This window comes from Spirillospora sp. NPDC052269 (assembly GCF_040679435.1).
In the GTDB taxonomy this organism is placed as follows: Bacteria; Actinomycetota; Actinomycetes; order Streptosporangiales; family Streptosporangiaceae; genus Spirillospora.
In genome coordinates this window covers 1-17,355 of sequence record NZ_JBFAUU010000007.1, presented here as the reverse complement: position 1 = coordinate 17,355, position 17,355 = coordinate 1, and the positions used below count along the sequence as shown (strand labels likewise).

Annotated in this window: 16 protein-coding genes and 2 pseudogenes; 16 read left to right on the top strand and 2 right to left on the bottom strand. The window is 71.7% G+C overall.

Annotated elements, in window-relative coordinates:
• Positions 1–907: pseudogene (locus AB0L06_RS16195) on the bottom strand (hypothetical protein); the annotation flags it as partial.
• A 441-nt stretch (positions 908–1,348) separates the two neighbouring features.
• Here AB0L06_RS16195 and pip (AB0L06_RS16190) point away from each other — a divergent pair.
• The 14 genes from pip (AB0L06_RS16190) (at position 1,349) to AB0L06_RS16125 (ending at position 15,573) form a co-directional block, all read left to right on the top strand.
• Positions 1,349–2,311 (top strand): prolyl aminopeptidase, encoded by a 963-nt coding sequence (gene pip / locus AB0L06_RS16190; protein ID WP_500232187.1) that lies wholly within the window; start codon positions 1,349–1,351, stop codon positions 2,309–2,311.
• Positions 2,312–2,757: 446 nt separating this feature from the next.
• On the top strand, positions 2,758–3,324 hold the full coding sequence (ectA, locus tag AB0L06_RS16185) for a diaminobutyrate acetyltransferase (protein ID WP_500231792.1): 567 nt from the start codon (positions 2,758–2,760) through the stop codon (positions 3,322–3,324).
• 127 nt (positions 3,325–3,451) lie between these two features.
• Positions 3,452–4,714, top strand: a complete 1,263-nt coding sequence (ectB, locus tag AB0L06_RS16180) for a diaminobutyrate--2-oxoglutarate transaminase (protein ID WP_500231791.1) — start codon at positions 3,452–3,454, stop codon at positions 4,712–4,714.
• Positions 4,715–4,746: 32 nt separating this feature from the next.
• Positions 4,747–5,151: an ectoine synthase gene (locus AB0L06_RS16175; RefSeq protein WP_500231790.1), complete on the top strand. Its 405-nt coding sequence runs from the start codon at positions 4,747–4,749 to the stop codon at positions 5,149–5,151.
• The gene (gene thpD / locus AB0L06_RS16170; RefSeq protein WP_500231789.1) at positions 5,148–6,053 is read left to right on the top strand and encodes an ectoine hydroxylase; all 906 of its coding nucleotides are present in this window, start codon (positions 5,148–5,150) and stop codon (positions 6,051–6,053) included. The genes AB0L06_RS16175 and thpD overlap by 4 nt, the downstream gene beginning before the upstream one ends.
• 196 nt (positions 6,054–6,249) lie before the next feature.
• Positions 6,250–7,161: an ectoine/hydroxyectoine ABC transporter substrate-binding protein EhuB gene (gene ehuB, locus AB0L06_RS16165; protein ID WP_500231788.1), complete on the top strand. Its 912-nt coding sequence runs from the start codon at positions 6,250–6,252 to the stop codon at positions 7,159–7,161.
• A gap of 6 nt (positions 7,162–7,167) precedes the next feature.
• Positions 7,168–7,875 carry an ectoine/hydroxyectoine ABC transporter permease subunit EhuC gene (gene ehuC / locus AB0L06_RS16160; RefSeq protein ID WP_500231787.1) on the top strand — a complete coding sequence of 236 codons (708 nt, stop codon included), beginning with the start codon at positions 7,168–7,170 and terminating at the stop codon, positions 7,873–7,875.
• Positions 7,872–8,525, top strand: a complete 654-nt coding sequence (gene ehuD, locus AB0L06_RS16155; protein ID WP_500231786.1) for an ectoine/hydroxyectoine ABC transporter permease subunit EhuD — start codon at positions 7,872–7,874, stop codon at positions 8,523–8,525. The genes ehuC and ehuD overlap by 4 nt, the downstream gene beginning before the upstream one ends.
• A complete protein-coding gene (gene ehuA / locus AB0L06_RS16150; RefSeq protein ID WP_500231785.1) occupies positions 8,512–9,375 on the top strand; it encodes an ectoine/hydroxyectoine ABC transporter ATP-binding protein EhuA in 864 nt (287 codons plus the stop codon). Before ehuD ends, ehuA begins: the two co-directional genes overlap by 14 nt.
• A 156-nt stretch (positions 9,376–9,531) precedes the next feature.
• Complete coding sequence (locus AB0L06_RS16145) at positions 9,532–10,695, top strand: thiolase family protein (RefSeq protein WP_500231784.1); 1,164 nt, start codon at positions 9,532–9,534, stop codon at positions 10,693–10,695.
• Positions 10,695–11,105, top strand: coding sequence for a Zn-ribbon domain-containing OB-fold protein (locus AB0L06_RS16140; RefSeq protein WP_500231783.1), 411 nt, complete (start codon positions 10,695–10,697; stop codon positions 11,103–11,105). The genes AB0L06_RS16145 and AB0L06_RS16140 overlap by 1 nt, the downstream gene beginning before the upstream one ends.
• 59 nt (positions 11,106–11,164) lie before the next feature.
• On the top strand, positions 11,165–12,118 hold the full coding sequence (pip, locus tag AB0L06_RS16135; protein WP_500231782.1) for a prolyl aminopeptidase: 954 nt from the start codon (positions 11,165–11,167) through the stop codon (positions 12,116–12,118).
• Between the two features lie 86 nt (positions 12,119–12,204).
• Complete coding sequence (locus AB0L06_RS16130) at positions 12,205–14,397, top strand: terpene synthase family protein (protein WP_500231781.1); 2,193 nt, start codon at positions 12,205–12,207, stop codon at positions 14,395–14,397.
• 24 nt (positions 14,398–14,421) lie between these two features.
• The gene (locus AB0L06_RS16125) at positions 14,422–15,573 is read left to right on the top strand and encodes an NAD(P)H-dependent flavin oxidoreductase (protein WP_500231780.1); all 1,152 of its coding nucleotides are present in this window, start codon (positions 14,422–14,424) and stop codon (positions 15,571–15,573) included.
• Between the two features lie 21 nt (positions 15,574–15,594).
• On the opposite strand, the gene AB0L06_RS16120 is transcribed toward AB0L06_RS16125, so the two are convergent.
• On the bottom strand, positions 15,595–16,680 hold the full coding sequence (locus AB0L06_RS16120; RefSeq protein WP_500231779.1) for an SGNH/GDSL hydrolase family protein: 1,086 nt from the start codon (positions 16,678–16,680) through the stop codon (positions 15,595–15,597).
• 202 nt (positions 16,681–16,882) lie between these two features.
• On the opposite strand from AB0L06_RS16120, the gene AB0L06_RS16115 reads away from it, so the two are divergent.
• Positions 16,883–17,086, top strand: coding sequence for a DUF4126 family protein (locus AB0L06_RS16115; protein ID WP_500231778.1), 204 nt, complete (start codon positions 16,883–16,885; stop codon positions 17,084–17,086).
• Between the two features lie 156 nt (positions 17,087–17,242).
• Positions 17,243–17,355, top strand: a pseudogene (locus AB0L06_RS16110) (inositol-3-phosphate synthase); the annotation flags it as partial.

Here is a 17,355-nt window from a genome sequence, read left to right as displayed (position 1 = left end):
GCTCCTGCTGCCGGGCCTGCTCGGCCTGCGCCCGCGACTGCTCGGCCTGGACCTGCGCCTGCTCCATCTGCGTGCGGGCCTGGTCGGCCTGCTGGCGGCCCTGCTGAGCCTGGCCCCAGGCGGCGGCCGCGTCGCGCTGCGCGGCCTCCTTCTCGCCCTGGATCGCCTGGACCTGCGCGGCCGACTCGGCCTGCGCCTCGGCCATGCGGCGCTCGGCGTCCACGGCCCGGCGGTCGGCCTGCTCGGCCTGCCCGCGGGCGCGCTGCACCTCGCCCCACGCGGCGGCGGCGTCGCGCTGCGCGGTCTCCTTCTCCGCCTGGATCGCCTGGACCTGGGCGGCGGCCTCGCTCTGCGCGGTGCTGATCTGGCCCGCGGCGTCCGTCTGGACGGCCTGGAGCTGCGCGGCGGCCTCCGCCTGCGCCTCGGCCAGCCTGCGCTCGGTGTCGACGCTGCGGCGGTCGGCCTGTTCGGCCTGCCCGCGCGCCCGCTGCACCTCGCCCCACGCGGCGGCGGCGTCGCGCTGCGCCGACTCCTTCTCCGCCTGGACGGTCGCGACCTGCGTGGCCGCGTCGTTCTGGCTCTGCTCGACCTTGCGCTCGCCCGCCGACAGCGCGTCCCCGATGAGGTCGGCCATCTGGCGGAGCCGCTCGACGATGTCCCACGGCTGCGCCTCGCCGGCCTCCGCCGAGGCGTGCCCGTTCGCGGTCCGGCCGTTCGCGTCCTGGCCGTGATGGCTCTGGACGACCTGTCCGGGCACCACCTGACCTGGGACGACCTGCCCGTTCGCCGAACCGCCCGCCTGCGCCGGGACGTCCGTCCGGGGGGCGGTGTCGCGGCCGAGCACGGGCCAGGACGAATCGGCGCCCGGGACCCCGCGCGAGCCGCCGGATCCGTTCAGTTCGCTCACCGCATCCCTCGCCTGGAGTCAGCGAGCCGTGACCCGGGGCGGGCCTGTCGTTCGGGGGTCTCCGCCGCGATCGCGGCGCCCCCCGCCGCACGGCTCGTCGCTTCGCTCACCAAAGGCACTCTAGTGCCGCCACGTAGAGCGTTTGCCCAGTTTGGGGTTCAGTTCCTTGATCCTCACGATCTCCTGTCGGCGGGGCCACCGGAGAAAATCACAGCTCACTCCCCTACAGCCGGACTCGTCCGGCGGCCGATTCCCGGCGATCTCCTCGTCGTCCGCGTCGTCCCCGATCGCGGCCGGACTCGGGGGGAAGGGGCGGTTCGGCGGGCTCCGGGCACACACCCGGCCCACGCCTGTCGCTACGTTGGGCGGCGGACGCGACCGGTGTGCCCGGTCGGCCCATCACCAGGAATTTCTTGACGGGAGTGTTAAGTGGAAACCGAGCTGCGCACCCTTTATCCGGAGATCGAGCCGTACGACACCGGGATGCTCGAGGTCGGCGACGGCGACCAGGTGTACTGGGAGGTCTGCGGCAACCCGGACGGAAAGCCGGTCGTGATGATCCACGGCGGACCCGGCGGCGGGTGCAGCCCGGACCACCGGCGGCAGTTCGACCCGGCGCGGTACCGGATCGTCCTGTTCGACCAGCGCAACTGCGGGCGCAGCACGCCGCACGCGTCCGACCCGTCGGTGTCGCTGGAGAACAACACCACCTGGAACCTCGTCGCGGACATGGAGCTGCTGCGCGAGCACCTCGGCATCGACCGGTGGCAGCTGTTCGGCGGGTCGTGGGGCAGCGCCCTGGCACTGGCGTACGCGCAGACGCACCCGGAGCGGGTGACCGAGATGGTGCTTCGCGGCATCTTCACGCTCCGCCCGTTCGAGCTGACCTGGTTCTACGAGGAGGGGGCGTCGCTGCTGTTCCCCGACCTGTGGGAGGAGTACGTCGCCCCGATCCCCGAGGACGAGCGGGAGAACATGCTGGAGGCCTACAACGAGCGGCTGAACTCCCCCGACCGCGAGACGCGGGAGACGGCGGCGCGCGCGTGGGCGACCTGGGAGGGCGCGACGGTGTCGCTGCTGCCGAACCCGAAGCGGGCCTCCGACTTCGGCGAGACCGGGTACGCGGTCGCGTTCGCCCGGATCGAGAACCACTACTTCGTCAACGACGGGTTCTTCGACTACGAGCAGCTGATCGGGGACGTCGAGAAGATCCGGCACATCCCGGCGGTGATCGTGCAGGGCCGGTACGACGTGTGCACCCCGGCCGCGACGGCCTGGGACCTGCACCGGGCGTGGCCGGAGGCCGAGTTCCACCTGGTGCCGGACGCGGGCCACGCCTACAACGAGCCGGGCATCCTGCACCGCCTGATCGAGGCGACCGACGGGTTCGCCGACAAGGGCTGAGCCGGGTTTCTCCGGGCCGTCCCAGGGCCGCCACCAGAGCGTTCTTCCGCGAGGGCCCCACGCTTCGGCGTGGGGCCCTTTCGCGTTCGCGGACACACCCCTACCGTGAGCCTTCGGGCGATGGCGCGACGACGCGTTCAGCGTCCTTGCAGATGACATGCAGGCGATGTGATTCACCTCACACAATTGAGACCGGACGTTCCCGGACCCCGCACCGCCGGGGCGGGGGACCCCCGCGCGCCGGCCGGGGCCCGCGCCGCGGCCCGCAGGTCCGGCGTCCGCCCTGGGCAGACCGCGATTAGAGCGTTCCGATGTGGCCCCGAAAAGCGCGGTGTGCATTCCCGAAAAATGCAAGCGGGTCACCCTACCCGCCCGTAGGATGCCCAAACATCCCGTAGATAACGATAAATAACGATGGCCGCTGAGATTCGCTAAGTTTCCTGTTCATGGCAGTGCAACCACTGAGTTCCACCACGGACCGGGCCCATAGCGGCACCGGATTCGTCCTCGCGAAACCGACCCCGCGAGACGGACCGGACCTCTGGCGGATGGCGCGCGAGTCAGGCGTCCTCGACGTCAATTCCGCATACAGCTACACCCTGTGGTGCCGCGACTTCGCGGCGACCTCGATCGTGGCCCGCGACGCCGCCGGCGAACCCGCTCACGACGCCGTTCACGAGAACGGCGGGGCGCGCGGATTCGTCACCGGATTCCTGCGTCCGGAGGCCCCCGACACGCTGTTCGTGTGGCAGGTCGCGGTGGATCCGGCACGGCGCGGACGCGGCCTGGCCCGGCTCATGCTGGACGGTCTCGCCGACCGGCTGGCGCCCCACGGCGCCCGTGCCCTGGAGGCGACCGTCACCCCGGGCAACGCCGCCTCCACGGCCCTGTTCAGCTCGTTCGCGCGCGACCGCGGCGCGGAGCTCACCCGTACCCCGCTGTTCGGATCGGATCTCCTGGACGGGCACGAGCCCGAGGTCCTGTTCCGGATCGGCCCGCTGGGGAGGGACTGACCGCACGGTCCCGCACGTCCCCGCGCTCCCCCGATCCGCTCCCCGCTCCCGCTCGCCCACCCACTCCGCGCCCCGAATCCGCTCAGCCACCCCGCCAAACGCAAGCTCCAAACCTCCGGAGGTCCAGATGGACGTTTTCGCGCGCCTGGAATCGGAAGTCCGCGGTTATTGCCGAGGCTGGCCCACGGTGTTCACCACCGCACAGGGCAGCCGCATCACCGACGAGAACGGACGCACGTTCCTCGATTTCTTCGCCGGCGCCGGAACGCTCAACTACGGACACAACGACCCCGCCCTGAAACAGCGGCTTCTGGACTATCTAGCCTCGGACCAGATCGTCCACTCACTCGACATGCACACCGCCGCGAAACGCCGGTTCCTGGAACGTTTCGACGAGATCGTGCTGAAGCCCCGCGGGCTCGACTACAAGGTCCAGTTCCCAGGCCCGGCCGGCAACCACTCGGTCGAGGCGGCGCTGAAACTGGCCCGCAAGTACACCGGCCGCGAGACGGTCGTGTCGTTCACCAACGCCTTCCACGGCATGACGCTCGGCGCGCTCGCGGTGACCGGCAACTCCATGAAGCGGACCGGCGCGGGCGTCCCGCTGGGGCACGGCGTGGCCATGCCCTACGACAACTACCTCGACGGCCGCACCCCCGACTTCCTGCTGTTCGAGACGATGCTGGGCGACTCGGGCAGCGGCCTGGACAAGCCCGCCGCGGTGATCGTCGAGACCGTCCAGGGCGAGGGCGGCGTCAACGTCGCCTCCCCCGAGTGGCTGCGCGGCCTCGCGGACCTGTGCCGGCGGCACGGGATCCTGCTGATCGTCGACGACGTCCAGATGGGCTGTGGCCGGACCGGGCCGTTCTTCAGCTTCGAGGCCGCCGGGATCACGCCCGACATCGTCTGTTTGTCCAAGTCCCTGTCCGGGTACGGCCTGCCCTTCGCGATCACGCTGATGCGCCGCGAGCTGGACGTCTGGGAGCCCGGCGAGCACAACGGCACCTTCCGCGGCTTCAACCCGGCGTTCGTCACGGCCGTCGGCGCCCTGGAGGACCACTGGACGGACGGGGGCATGGAGGAGCGGACGCTGGCCAAGGGCCGGCAGATCAAGGCGGCGCTCGACGGGATCGCCCTCGAGCACGCGGGCGCCATCGCCGACGTGCGTGGACGCGGGCTGGTCTGGGGTATGGAGACCCGTGACCCGGCAACGGCCTCGCGGATCTGCGCCGAGGCGTTCGGACGCGGCCTGCTGATGGAGACGTCCGGGCCGAACGACGAGGTCGTGAAGCTGCTGCCGCCGCTGACCACCACTCCCGAGGAGCTGGCCGAGGGGCTGGAGCTGCTGGCCGAGTCGGTCGCCGCCGCCCGTACCGCCGTGCACGCCTGACCCGACCGGGATCCAGACCCGAGGAGCACCGAATGATCGTCCGATCGCTGAACGAGATCGTCGGCACCGACCGGGACGTCCAGGCCGAGACCTGGGCCAGCCGGCGCCTGGTGCTGGCCAAGGAGCAGGTCGGATTCTCCCTGCACGACACCGTCCTGTACGCGGGGACGGAGACGCGGATGTGGTACGCGAACCACATCGAGGCCGTCTACTGCATCGCCGGCGAGGGCGAGCTGATCAACGAGGAGACCGGGGAGAGGCACCGGATCGGGCCGGGCGTCATGTACCTGCTCGACGGCCACGAGCACCACATGCTGCGCGCCCACACCGACGTGCGGACCGTCTGCGTCTTCAACCCGCCGTGCACCGGCCGGGAGGTCCACGACGAGAACGGCGTCTACCCGCTGATCACCGAGCTGGAGGGAACGGACGCGTGAGCGTGATCGAGACCCACCCGAGCATCGACGACTCCTATCCGACCCGCAAGTGCGGTGAGGCCGCGCTGCTGTACCGGCAGGACCCGGTGGTCTACGGCTCGCCGGACTCCGGCCCGATCGACGCGGCCACCCTGGACGGCTACGACGCCAACGGCTACCTGACCATCGACCGGCTGATCGAGCCGGACGAGGTCGAGCGGTTCCGCGGCGAGCTGCGCCGGCTGGCGTCCGACCCGGCGATCCTCGCCGACGAGCGGACCGTCACCGAGCGCGGCACGGGCGAGGTCCGGTCGATCTTCGAGGTGCACAGGATCAGCGAGGTGTTCGCCGAGCTGGTCCGGGACGAGCGGGTCGTCGGCCGGGCCCGGCAGATCCTCGGCTCGGACGTGTACGTCCACCAGAGCCGGGTGAACTACAAGCCGGGGTTCACCGGCAGGGACTTCTACTGGCACTCCGACTTCGAGACCTGGCACGCCGAGGACGGCATGCCGCGGATGCGCGCGGTGAGCATCTCGATCGCGCTGACCGAGAACTTCGTCCACAACGGCGGGCTGATGATCATGCCCGGGTCGCACCGGACGTTCGTGACCTGCGTCGGCGAGACCCCGGAGGACCACTACCGGGAGTCGCTGAAGAGCCAGGAGATCGGCACGCCCGACCCGAGCAGCCTGTCGATCCTCGCCGACAAGCACGGCATCGAGCTGTTCACCGGCCCGGCGGGCTCGGCGACGATGTTCGACTGCAACTGCATGCACGGCTCGAACGGCAACATCACGCCGTTCCCGCGGTCGAACGTGTTCGTCGTGTTCAACAGCGTCGAGAACACGTGCGAGGAGCCGTTCTCCGCGCCGTCCCCACGCCCGTCGTTCATCGGCGCGCGCGACTTCACCCCGATCCGGTGACCGGGATCCGCTTCGTCCGCTGAACCGATTCGTCCGCTGACCCACTTCGTCCGCTGAACCGTCCGCTCGGCTGACCCGCCAGGCCCGCCGGCGCACAACTGGATCAACCCCTCACCTGTCCGCCACGAGATCCCAGGCCGCGTCCGCCGGGTCCTTCGGGGCCCGGCGGACGCGGCGCACCCCAGGAGTCGAGAAGATGACCAACCACGAACCGTTCGGCACCGACCGTCGCGCGTTCCTGCGGACCGCGGCGCTGCTCGGCGCGGCGGTGCCGCTCGTCGCCGCGGGCTGCTCCACCACCGACCCCGCGGAGGAGCAGAAGGGCGGCGGCACGCTGAAGCGGGCCACACAGGACGGCAAGATCACCATCGGGTTCGCCAACGAGTCCCCGTACGGCTTCACCGACAAGAGCGGGAAGCTCACCGGGGAGGCGCCCGAGCTGGCCCGGGTGGTCTTCAAGGAACTCGGCATCGGCAAGGTCGAGGGCGTCAACGTCGACTTCGGCGGCCTGATCGGCGGCCTGAAGGCCAAGCGGTTCGACGTGATCGCGGCCGGCATGTTCGTCACCCCGGAGCGCTGCGGCGAGGTCGCCTTCTCCGACCCCGAGTACGTCGCCAAGACGGCGTTCATGGTCCCGAAGGGCAACCCCAAGGGCGTCCACAAGTTCGAGGACGCGGCGCAGAAGAAGCTGAAGGTCGGCGTGCTGACCGGCGCGGTGGAGGGCGACTACGCCGCCAAGCTGGGGGTCTCCAAGGGGAACATCAAGACCTTCCCGGACCAGCCGAGCGCGTTCGAGGGCCTGAAGGCCGGCCGGATCGACGCCATCGCGCTGACCCGCATCTCCCTGGCCGACCTGCTGTCCAAGCACCAGGGCTCGGCGTTCGAGGTCACCGACGCGTTCGTGCCGGTGATCGGCGGGAAGGAGCAGTTCGGCGCGGGCGCGTTCGCGTTCCGCAAGGCCGACGGCGACCTGCTGAAGGCGTTCAACGACAAGCTGGCGGAGCTCAAGAAGGGCAACCGGCTGCTGCCGGTCATCCAGCCGTTCGGGTTCACCCAGGCCGAGTTGCCCGGCCCGAACGACACGGCCGCCCGGTTCTGCCAGGGCTGACCGCCGATGTCCGACGTACTCGACAGCTATCCGCTGCTCCTGAGAGGGGCCTGGACCACCCTCCAGATCACCCTCTACGGGGCCGCGTTCGCACTGGTCCTGGCCCTGCTCTTCGGGCTCGCCGGGACCGCGCGGAGCGCCCTGCCGCGCGCCGTCAACCGGGTCTACGTGGAGTTCTTCCGGGGTGTCGCGGCGCTGGTGCTGATGTACTGGTTCTTCTACGCGCTTCCGCTGCTGGGGCTGCGGTTCACGCCGATCGCGGCGGCCGTCCTCGCCATCGGGCTGAACTACGGCGCGTACGGCGCGGAGGTCGTGCGCGGCGCGATCAACGCCGTCCCGCGCGCCCAGTGGGAGGCGGCGTGCGCGCTGAACTTCACCGCCGGGCAGCGGATGCGCCGGGTCCTGCTGCCGCAGGCCACCGCGCTGATGCTGCCGCCGTTCGGCAACCTGCTCATCGAGCTGATGAAGGCGACGGCGGGCGTGTCGCTCGTGGCGATCGCCGACCTGACGTTCCGGGCCAAGCAGATCCAGGCCTCCACGGGGCAGACCGCCGCGTCGTTCGCGGTGATCCTGGTGATCTACTTCGTGATCGCGCAGGCGCTGCAGGTGCTGGTGCGGATCGCTGAGCGGCGCACCGCCCGGATGCTCGGCCGGGGGCTGCCGCCCCGTCCGGCCCCCGTCGCGGCCTCGGCCGGTGGGGCGGTGGTGTCGTGAACTGGGACTGGAACTACACCGGAAGGATCATTCCGGACCTTCTGGACGGCCTGCGGGTCACCGTCACCGCCACGCTGTTCGGCTACCTGATCGCGCTGGCGCTCGGCCTGGTCTGGGTGCTGCTGCGGCGCTCGCCGAGCGTGGTGGTCCGCCAGACCGTCCGGTGGGTGACCGAGTTCATCCGCAGCACCCCGCTGCTGGTCCAGCTGTTCTTCATCTTCTACGTGCTGCCCGCCTGGGGCATCACGCTCGGCCCGCTGACGGCCGGGATCGTGGGCCTCGGCCTGCACTACTCCACCTACACCGCCGAGGTGTACCGGGCGGGCATCGAGGACGTGCCGCGCGGCCAGTGGGAGGCGGCGACCGCGCTGAACCTCCCGCGCCGCCGCGTCTGGTTCGGCGTGGTGCTGCCGCAGGCGGTCCGCCGGGTCGTCCCGACCCTGGGCAACTACCTGATCGCCATGTTCAAGGACACGCCGTTCCTGCTCGCGATCACCGTGACCGAACTGCTGGGCAAGGCGTTCGACCAGGGCGCGCACACCCTGAAGTACCTCGAGCCGATCACCGTCGCCGGGCTGTTCTTCATCGTCGTCAGCGTCCTGTCGTCCATCGCCCTGCGACGTCTGGAGAAGCACTATGCCACCGACTGACCTCACCTCCTCCCCCGCCGAGCCGGTGCCCGAGAAGGCCGCCGATGCCACGGAAGGCGCCGCCAAGCCCCCGACGCGGGTGCCGTGCGGGATCAAGTTCGAGCAGGTCGTCAAGCGGTTCGGCGAGAACGTCGTGCTGGACCACCTCGACTTCACCGTCGGCGCCGGGGACCGGGTCACGCTGATCGGGCCGTCCGGCTCGGGCAAGACCACGATCCTGCGGCTGCTGATGACCCTGGAGCGGCCGGACGGCGGCGTCATCCGCGTCGGGGACGAACCGCTGTGGCACATGGAGCGCGGCGGGAAGCTCGTCAAGGCCGGCGAGAAGCACCTGCACGAGATGCGCAAGCGGATCGGCATGGTGTTCCAGCAGTTCAACCTGTTCCCCAACATGAACGTGCTGCGCAACCTCACCGAGGGGCCCGTGCACGTCCTGGGGCTCGGCAAGGACGAGGCGGTCGAGCGGGCGCGCGGCCTGCTGGAGATGGTCGGGCTCGCCGACAAGGAGGACGCCCACCCGACCCAGCTGTCGGGCGGCCAGCAGCAGCGCGTCGCCATCGCGCGGGCGCTGGCCATGGAGCCGACCGTCCTGCTGCTGGACGAGGTGACCTCCGCGCTCGACCCCGAGCTGGTCGTCGGCGTCCAGGACCTGCTGCGCGACATCGCCCGCAGCACGGACGTGACGATGCTGTGCGTGACGCACGAGATGGGCTTCGCGCGCGACATCTCCGACCGCGTCCTGATGTTCGACCAGGGCCGCATCGTCGAGGAGGGCACGCCGGAGGCGATCTTCGAGGACCCGAGCGAGGAGCGCACCCGCGAGTTCCTGCGCGCCGTCCTGGCGTCCTGAGGCGCGGGCGGGAGCGCGGGGGCCCGAGAGCGGGAGGTTCCGGGAGCGGGTGCCGGCGACCTGAGGGCGGCGCACGGCACCGGCCGAGGCCCGGTGACCCCGGTCACCGGGCCTCGGCATGGCCAGAACCGAATGCTGTTCGGTACGGTGGGCGCCATGAACGACGGCGCGGCCATCGCGGGCCTCGGCATGACCGAGCTCGGCAGGGTGTACGGACGCAGCCCGCGCAGGCTGGCCGCCGACGCGGTGCGCGCGGCGGTCGCCGACGCGGGCCTCGCCCTCGGCGACCTGGACGGGCTGCTGGTCAGCCACGGCCTCGGCGGCTCGCCCGGGATCGAGCTGGCCGACACCCTCGGCCTGCGCGACCTGCGGCTGCTGACCCAGATGAACTCCTTCGGCGCGACCGCCGGGGCGATGCTGTCGTACGCGGCGATGTCGGTGCTGTCCGGCGCCGCGACGACCGTGGCCTGCGTGTTCGCGGACGCGCCGCTCAAGCCGAAGCAGTCGGCGGGCTCGGCCTACCACCGCGACGCCCCCGAGTGGTACGGGTTCGGCGGGATGACCGCCGCGCTCGGCTTCCGCAGCGTGAACGCGTTCTACGCGCTCGCCGCGCAGCGCCACATGGCCCGCTACGGGACGACCGGCGAGCAGCTCGGCGCGATCGCGGTGAGCACGCGCGACTGGGCGTCCCGCAACCCGCTCGCGCAGATGCGCGACCCGATCACCCTCGAGGACCACCAGAACTCCCGCTGGGTCGCCGAGCCGCTGCACCTGCTCGACTGCTGCCTGGTCTCCAACGGCGCGATCGCGGTCGTGGTGACCGGCGCCGACCGCGCCGCGGACCTGGCCCGTCCGCCCGTCCACCTGTGGGGCTGGGGGCAGGGGCACCCGGGGCACCGCAAGGAGCGCGGCAGCGCGTTCGGGCTTTCCACGGGCGCCGCGACCTCCGGGCCCATCGCGATGAAGATGGCCGGGATCACCACCGACGACGTCACGCAGGCCCAGCTCTACGACTGCTACACCTACACCGTCCTCGTGTCACTGGAGGACTACGGCTTCTGCGGCAAGGGCGAGGGCGGCGCGTTCGCCGCGTCCGGGGCACTCGGCCTGGACGGCTCGCTGCCGACCAACACCGGCGGCGGGCAGCTGTCCGGGTACTACATGTGGGGCATGACGCCGGTGTCGGAGGCCGTGATCCAGGCGCGCGGGGACGGCGGCGACCGCCAGGCCGCGAGCGACGTGATCCTGGTCAGCGGCAACGGCGGCATCCTCGACCACCACGCGACGCTGATCCTCAGCCCGCACCGGAAGGGGGCCTGATGGACATCGGGATCCTGCGCCGCGACGGCCGCACCGACGGCTTCTTCGACGCCGCCGCCCGCGACCGGCTCGCCGTCCGGCTCTGCGCCGGTTGCGGCGCCGATGGCGACGCCTTCCTCGCGCCGGACGCCACGTCCTGCCCGGACTGCGGCACCGAGGACCTGGAGTGGGCGGACGCGTCGGGCGAGGCCGTCCTCATCACCTGGACGGTCCTGCACGGCCGTCCGGGGGAGGACGGCTCCACTCCCCCGCCCGCGCTGCTCGGACTCGTCGAACTCGCCGAGGGCCCGTGGATCCACGCCCGCCTGGACGGCGTCGACGCGGCCGGCCTCCGCGAAGGCCTCCCGCTGCGGGCCCGGTTCGTCCACCCGGACGAGGGCGAGTCCTACCCGCTCTTCGTCCCCGTGTGACCGGTGAGGCGCACTCCCCCGTGTGACCAGCGGTTCCGCGCATGCGGGACACTGTGATCATGAGGGGACTTTATCCACCGGTCGAGCCGTACGCGGTCGGCATGCTGCCCGTCGGCGGCCAGGACGAGATCTACTGGGAGACCTGCGGCGCCCCGGACGGGACGCCCGCGGTGTTCGTGCACGGCGGCCCCGGCGGCGGCTGCTCGCCGACGAGCCGCCGCCTGTTCGACCCGGAGGCCTACCGGGTCGTCCTGTTCGACCAGCGCAACTGCGGACGCAGCCTCCCGCACGCCTCCGAGCCGGACATCGACCTGTCCGCCAACACCACGGCCGCGCTCGTCGCCGACATGGAGCGCCTCCGCGAGCACCTCGGCATCGAGCGCTGGGTCGTGTTCGGCGGCTCGTGGGGCAGCACGCTGTCGCTCGCCTACGCGCAGGCGCACGCGGACCGGGTGATCGCGCTGGTGCTGCGCGGCGTCTACCTCGTCCTGCCCGAGGACGAGCCGTGGTGCTTCGCCGAGGGCGGCGTGTCCCGGCTGTTCCCGGACGCCTTCGAGGGCTTCCGCGACGCGATCCCCGAGGACGAGCGCGGCGACTACATGGCCGCCTACGCGCGCCGCCTCGCCGACCCCGACCCGGACGTCCACGTCCCGGCCGCGCTCGCCTGGACGCGGTGGGAGGACGGCACCTGCTACCTCGTCCCCCGCGAGGAGGAGGACGACGTCCGCTCGGCCGTCGCCGTCGCCCGCCTGGAGAACCGCTACTTCGGCAACGGCTGCTTCCTCGAGCCCGGCCAGCTGCTGCGCGACGCGCCCCGGCTGAACGGCCTGCCCGGGATCATCGTCAACGGTCGCTACGACCTGCTCACCCCGCCGGACGCCGCGTGGGCCCTGAACAAGGCCTGGCCCGGCTCCGAGCTGCACATCGTCCCGGACGCGGGCCACGGCTTCGACGAGCCCGGCACGCTCAACCTCCTCATCGAGGCCACAGACCGGTACCGCGGGGCACGCTGATCTGACCACCGGGCAATCGTCACTCTCTGTAAGAATGCGCGCCGGGAACGTATTTTTCCGGCACCAGGCGAGAGGGTGGTCCGCCCATGGGCGTGGTCGGCACGACACAGCCGTTCCAGCTGCCGAAGTTCTACTCCGCGTATCCCGCGCGGCTGAACCCGAACCTCGGGGCGGCCCGCGCCCACTCGGTGCCGTGGGCGCGGGCGATGGGCATGCTGGAGGGCTCGGACGTCTGGGAGCAGGCCGACCTGGAGGCGCACGACTACCCGCTCCTGTGCGCCTACACCCATCCCGACTGCGACGCCGGCGAGCTCGCCCTCATCACCGACTGGTATGTGTGGGTGTTCTTCTTCGACGACCACTTCGTCGAGCGCTTCAAGCGCACCGGTGACCGCGAGGGCGGCCGCGACCATCTGGCGCGGCTGCCCTCGTTCATGCCCGTGGACGGCGACATGGGCGGCGTGCCCGAGCCGTCCAACCCGGTGGAGGCGGGCCTCGTCGACCTGTGGGCCCGGACCGTCCCGGCGATGTCCGAGGCGTGGCGCGAACGGTTCACCGAGCACACCCGGCACCTGCTGAACGAGTCGCTCTGGGAACTGTCGAACATCAACGCGCACCGGATCTCCAACCCGATCGAGTACATCGAGATGCGCCGCCGGGTCGGGGGCGCACCCTGGTCGGCGTGCCTGGTCGAGCACGCCGCGAACGCCGAGCTCCCCGCGCGGATCGCCGGGTCGCGGCCGATGGGCGTGCTGCGCGACGCGTTCTCCGACGCCGTCCACCTGCGCAACGACCTGTTCTCCTACCAGCGCGAGGTCGAGGACGAGGGCGAGCTCAGCAACGGCGTCCTCGTCCTGGAGACGTTCTTCGACTGCGGCACGCAGGAGGCCGCCGACGCGGTCAACGACATCCTCACGTCCCGGATCCAGCAGTTCGAGCACACCGCCCTCACCGAGGTCCCGGCGCTGTGCGTCGAGGAGCGCCTCACCCCGCCCGAGGTCGCGCGGGTCGGCGCCTACGTCAAGGGCCTCCAGGACTGGCAGGCCGGCGGGCAGGAGTGGCACCTGCGCTCGTCCCGCTACATGAACCAGGGCGCGCTGGACGAGGACGACGCGGCGCCCCGGCTCGACCTCCCGGGCACCGCCGGGCTCGGGACGAGCGGCCTGGACATCCGGTCGCTGTTCGGCCCGCCCGCCGTCGCCCGGCTCCGCAAGTACGCGCACGTGCCGAGCCGGGTCGGGCCGTCGGTCATCCCCGAGATCCCCATGCCGTTCGAGGTGAGCCCGAACCCGCACCTGGACACCGCGCGCGCCGCCGTCGCCGACTGGTTCGACCGGATGGGCCTGCTGCGCGCCGACCCCGGCGTCCCCGGCCCGGGCCTCTGGGACGCGGCGCTGCTCGACGGCTTCGACTTCGCGCTGGCCGCCGCCGGGATCAGGCCCGACGCCGGCCCCGACGCGCTCAGCCTCCTGGCCCAGTGGCTCGCCTGGGGCACCTACGCCGACGACTACTACCCCGCGGTGTTCGGCCGCGGCCGCGACTTCGCCGGGGCACGCGCCGCCAACCTCCGGATGGGCCTGTTCATGCCCGTGGACGACGGCGTCGCCGTCCCGTCACCCGCCAACGCGCTCGAACGCGGCATCGCGGACCTGTGGCCGCGGACGGTCGGCTCCCTGTCCCCCGAGGCGCGCCGCCGCCTCCGCGCGGGCGCCGACGCGATGTTCGAGGGCTGGCTGTGGGAACTCGGCAACCAGCTCCAGAACCGCGTCCCCGACCCCGTGGACCACATCGAGATGCGCCGGAGCGCCTTCGGCACGGACCTCACGGTCGGCCTGGGCCGCCTCGGAACGGACGCCGCGCTCCCGGACGAGGTGTACGCCAGCGGCCCCGTCCGATCGCTGCTGAACTCGGCGTCCGACTTCCTGGGCCTGGCCAACGACGCGTACTCGTACCAGAAGGAGATCGAGTTCGAGGGGGAGATCAACAACACGATCCTCGTCGTGCAGAACTTCTTCGGCTGCGACTACCCGACCGCGCTGCGGATCGCCGCCGACCTCATGGACTCGCGGATGCGGCAGTTCCAGCACGTCGTCGTGCACGAGCTGCCCGTCCTGTGCGACGACATGGAGCTGCCGAACGAGGCGCGGGAGGCGCTCGGCGAACTCGTCCGTGACCTGCAGAACTGGATGGCCGGCATCCTCGACTGGCACGTCGCGACACGGCGCTACGGCGAGGACGACCTGATCCGCCGATACCGCGAGGCCCCCTGGACCGAATGACGTTCGGCGAAGTACCGTCGCCGCATGCGCACCGACGTCTGCGAGCGATTCGGCATCGAGTTCCCCCTCTTCGCCTTCTCCCACTGCCGCGACGTGGTCGCCGCCGTCACCAACGCCGGCGGCCTCGGCGTCCTCGGCGCCGTCGCCTACACGCCCGAACGGCTCGAGGAGGAACTGCGCTGGATCGACGACCACGTCGGCGGACGCCCCTACGGCGTCGACGTGCTCGTCCCCGCGAAGATCGACGAATCCGCCGAGCGCGCCTCGCGCGGCGACGGCGGCCTCGACACCATGCTCGCCGCCGTCCCCCAGGAACACTGGGAGTTCCTGTTCGGCCTGTTCGAGAAGTACGGCGTGCCGCTGCCCGACTTCGAGGCCGCCAAGCGCGCGGGCGGACGAAGCGGAACGCAGGTCACCCCGCGCGGCGCGACCGAGCTGATCGACGTCGCGCTCGGCCACCCGATCGCGCTCATCGCCAGCGCCCTCGGCACCCCTCCCCCGCTCATGGTCGACCGTGCCAAGGCCGCCGGGGTCCCGGTCGCCGCGCTCGTCGGCACCGTCGAGCACGCCCGCCGCCAGGTCGCCGCCGGGGTCGACCTCATCGTCGCCCAGGGTGGCGAGGCGGGCGGCCACACCGGCGAGATCTCCACCATGGTGCTCGTCCCCGAGGTCGTGGACGCCGTCGCGCCGCTGCCCGTCCTCGCCGCGGGCGGCATCGCCACCGGACGCCAGATGGCCGCGGCGCTCGCGCTCGGCGCGTCCGGGGTCTGGTGCGGCTCGGTCTGGCTCACCACCGAGGAGGCCGAGACCTCCCCCGCCGTCAAGGCCAAGATGCTCGCCGCGACGTCCCGCGACACCGTCCGGTCCCGGTCCCGCACCGGCAAGCCCGCCCGGCAGCTCCGCTCCGCCTGGACCGACGAGTGGGAGTCGGCGGCAAGCCCCGGGCCGCTCGGCATGCCGCTCCAGATGATCGTCGCCGAGGGCGCGATGCGGCAGATCACCAAGGTCGCCGAGTCCGGCAACGAGGGCGCCCGCGACCTGGCGAACTACTTCGTCGGGCAGTGCGTCGGGCTCATGAACACCGTCCGGCCCGCCCGGCAGGTCGTCTACGACATGATCGAGGAGTTCGCCGACGCGGTCGAGCGCCTCGACCGCATCACGGGCGCCGGCGAGTGACCCCGGCGGGGCGGCGCCCGTTCACGCCTGCTGGTTGAGGGGGCGGCCGGGGCCCTTGTTGATCTGGTCGACGAAGAGCCTGGCCAGGGCGTCCTGCCCCTTGGCGGTGGGGTGGTAGCTGCGCGGCTCGGCGGCCAGGGCGCCCAGGTCCACCGACAGGCCGTTCATGTACGGGTCGGAGCTGCCCGCCTCGTGTCCGGAGAACGCGCTGTAGGCGTCCACGAACTCCACGCTGCCCTCGCCGCGGGTGGCGGCGACGTGCTGGTCGGCCTCGGACACGGCCTGCCGGATGAGCTCGTTCAGGTCGCGGGCGCGGCCGTTCAGCCAGCGCTGGTCGCTCAGCGTGAGGTTGTCGCCGCCGTTCGCGGAGATCTCCGAGAACGGCCGCGGGTAGCCCATCATGATCACCCGGGCACGCGGCGCGCGCGTGGTGATCTGCGTGATCAGCCGGGGCAGCGATTCGCGCAGCGCGGCCATCCGGTCGGCGATGTCGCCGCCCTGCTTCTCGCAGCCCTTGGACCACGGGAGCTTGACCACGCAGCCCGCCATGATCTTGGAGAAGCCGATGTCGTTGCCGCCGACGCTGATCGTGACCAGGGTGGTCCCGGCGGTCAGCCGGTTCAGCTGGGACGGCTCGCCCGCCCGGCCACCGCGGATGTCGCCGGTGGTCGCGCCCGAGCAGGCCCAGAAGGAGCTGCCGCCCGCGAACCGGAAGGTCTTGGCGACGGTGTGGTAGTACGCCCGGGACGTCCGGTCGCACTTGCTCAGCGGGTTCGCGTCGGCGATGCCGCCCTCGGCTCCGACGCCCGCGGAGTAGGAGTCGCCGAGCGCCACGTAGGCACCGCGAGTGGCGGCCTCGGCGGGAGTGGGCGGCTGGTCGCGGTCGCGTGCGGCGGTGTGCGCCTGGACGCCCGGGAGCGGCGCGCGGCAGCCGGCGCCGAACACCTCGCACCGGACGGCCGGCAGCGCCACCAGCGGCACGATCGCCGCGGCGAGCAGTACGAGAAGGAGGGCGACGGCGAGACCCCGATCACCGAAACGGGCTCGCGCCCGCGCCGGCCATGTCCCCGGCCCCGCCATCGTCCTCCCTGTCCCTCGTCCCGTCATGGTTGACGATCGTAGGCGCTCACGGGTTCCCACCTTTACGCAGTAGATCCGATTTTTCCCATCATTTACCGTGCCATCCGGAGTGAGGAGGCAGGTGGAACCGGTGGCGGCTCAGGGAACATCTGATCAGAACACGGCCGGCGGACATCACCGGCGGGTAAGGACACACTCACGGGGGGCGGCGAAGGCGAGCGTCCGCCCGGTGGTGAACGCCGGGACGCTCGGCACCGGCGCCCCGGTGGTCAGCGTCATCGAGGACGTCGCGTCCCTGGGGCTGAGCCTCCTCGCCACCCTCGCGCCGATCATCGCCCTGCTCGCCCTCCTCCTGTTCGCCTACGTCGCCCTCCGCCTCCTCCGCAGGGCCCGCCGGCGGCGGGCCCGTGGAGAGGCGCACGAAAGGGTCTGACCAGGCGGGCATGGGCGGAAGAGGGGCGTCTCTTGAGGGCTGTCCGGTACCCGACAGGTTGGGGACAGTGGATTCGGCGCTGGTCTTTGATGACAGCGCGAAATCACTCGCAACGGCGAACGGGAGCAGCGCATGAGTGGCGAACGACAGCGGCGCATGGGTTCGGTGCGCGTGGCCATCGTGGGTGTGGGCAACTGCGCCTCTTCGCTCGTCCAGGGTGTCGAGTTCTACAAGGACGCGGCCCCCGAGACGCGTGTCCCCGGCCTGAT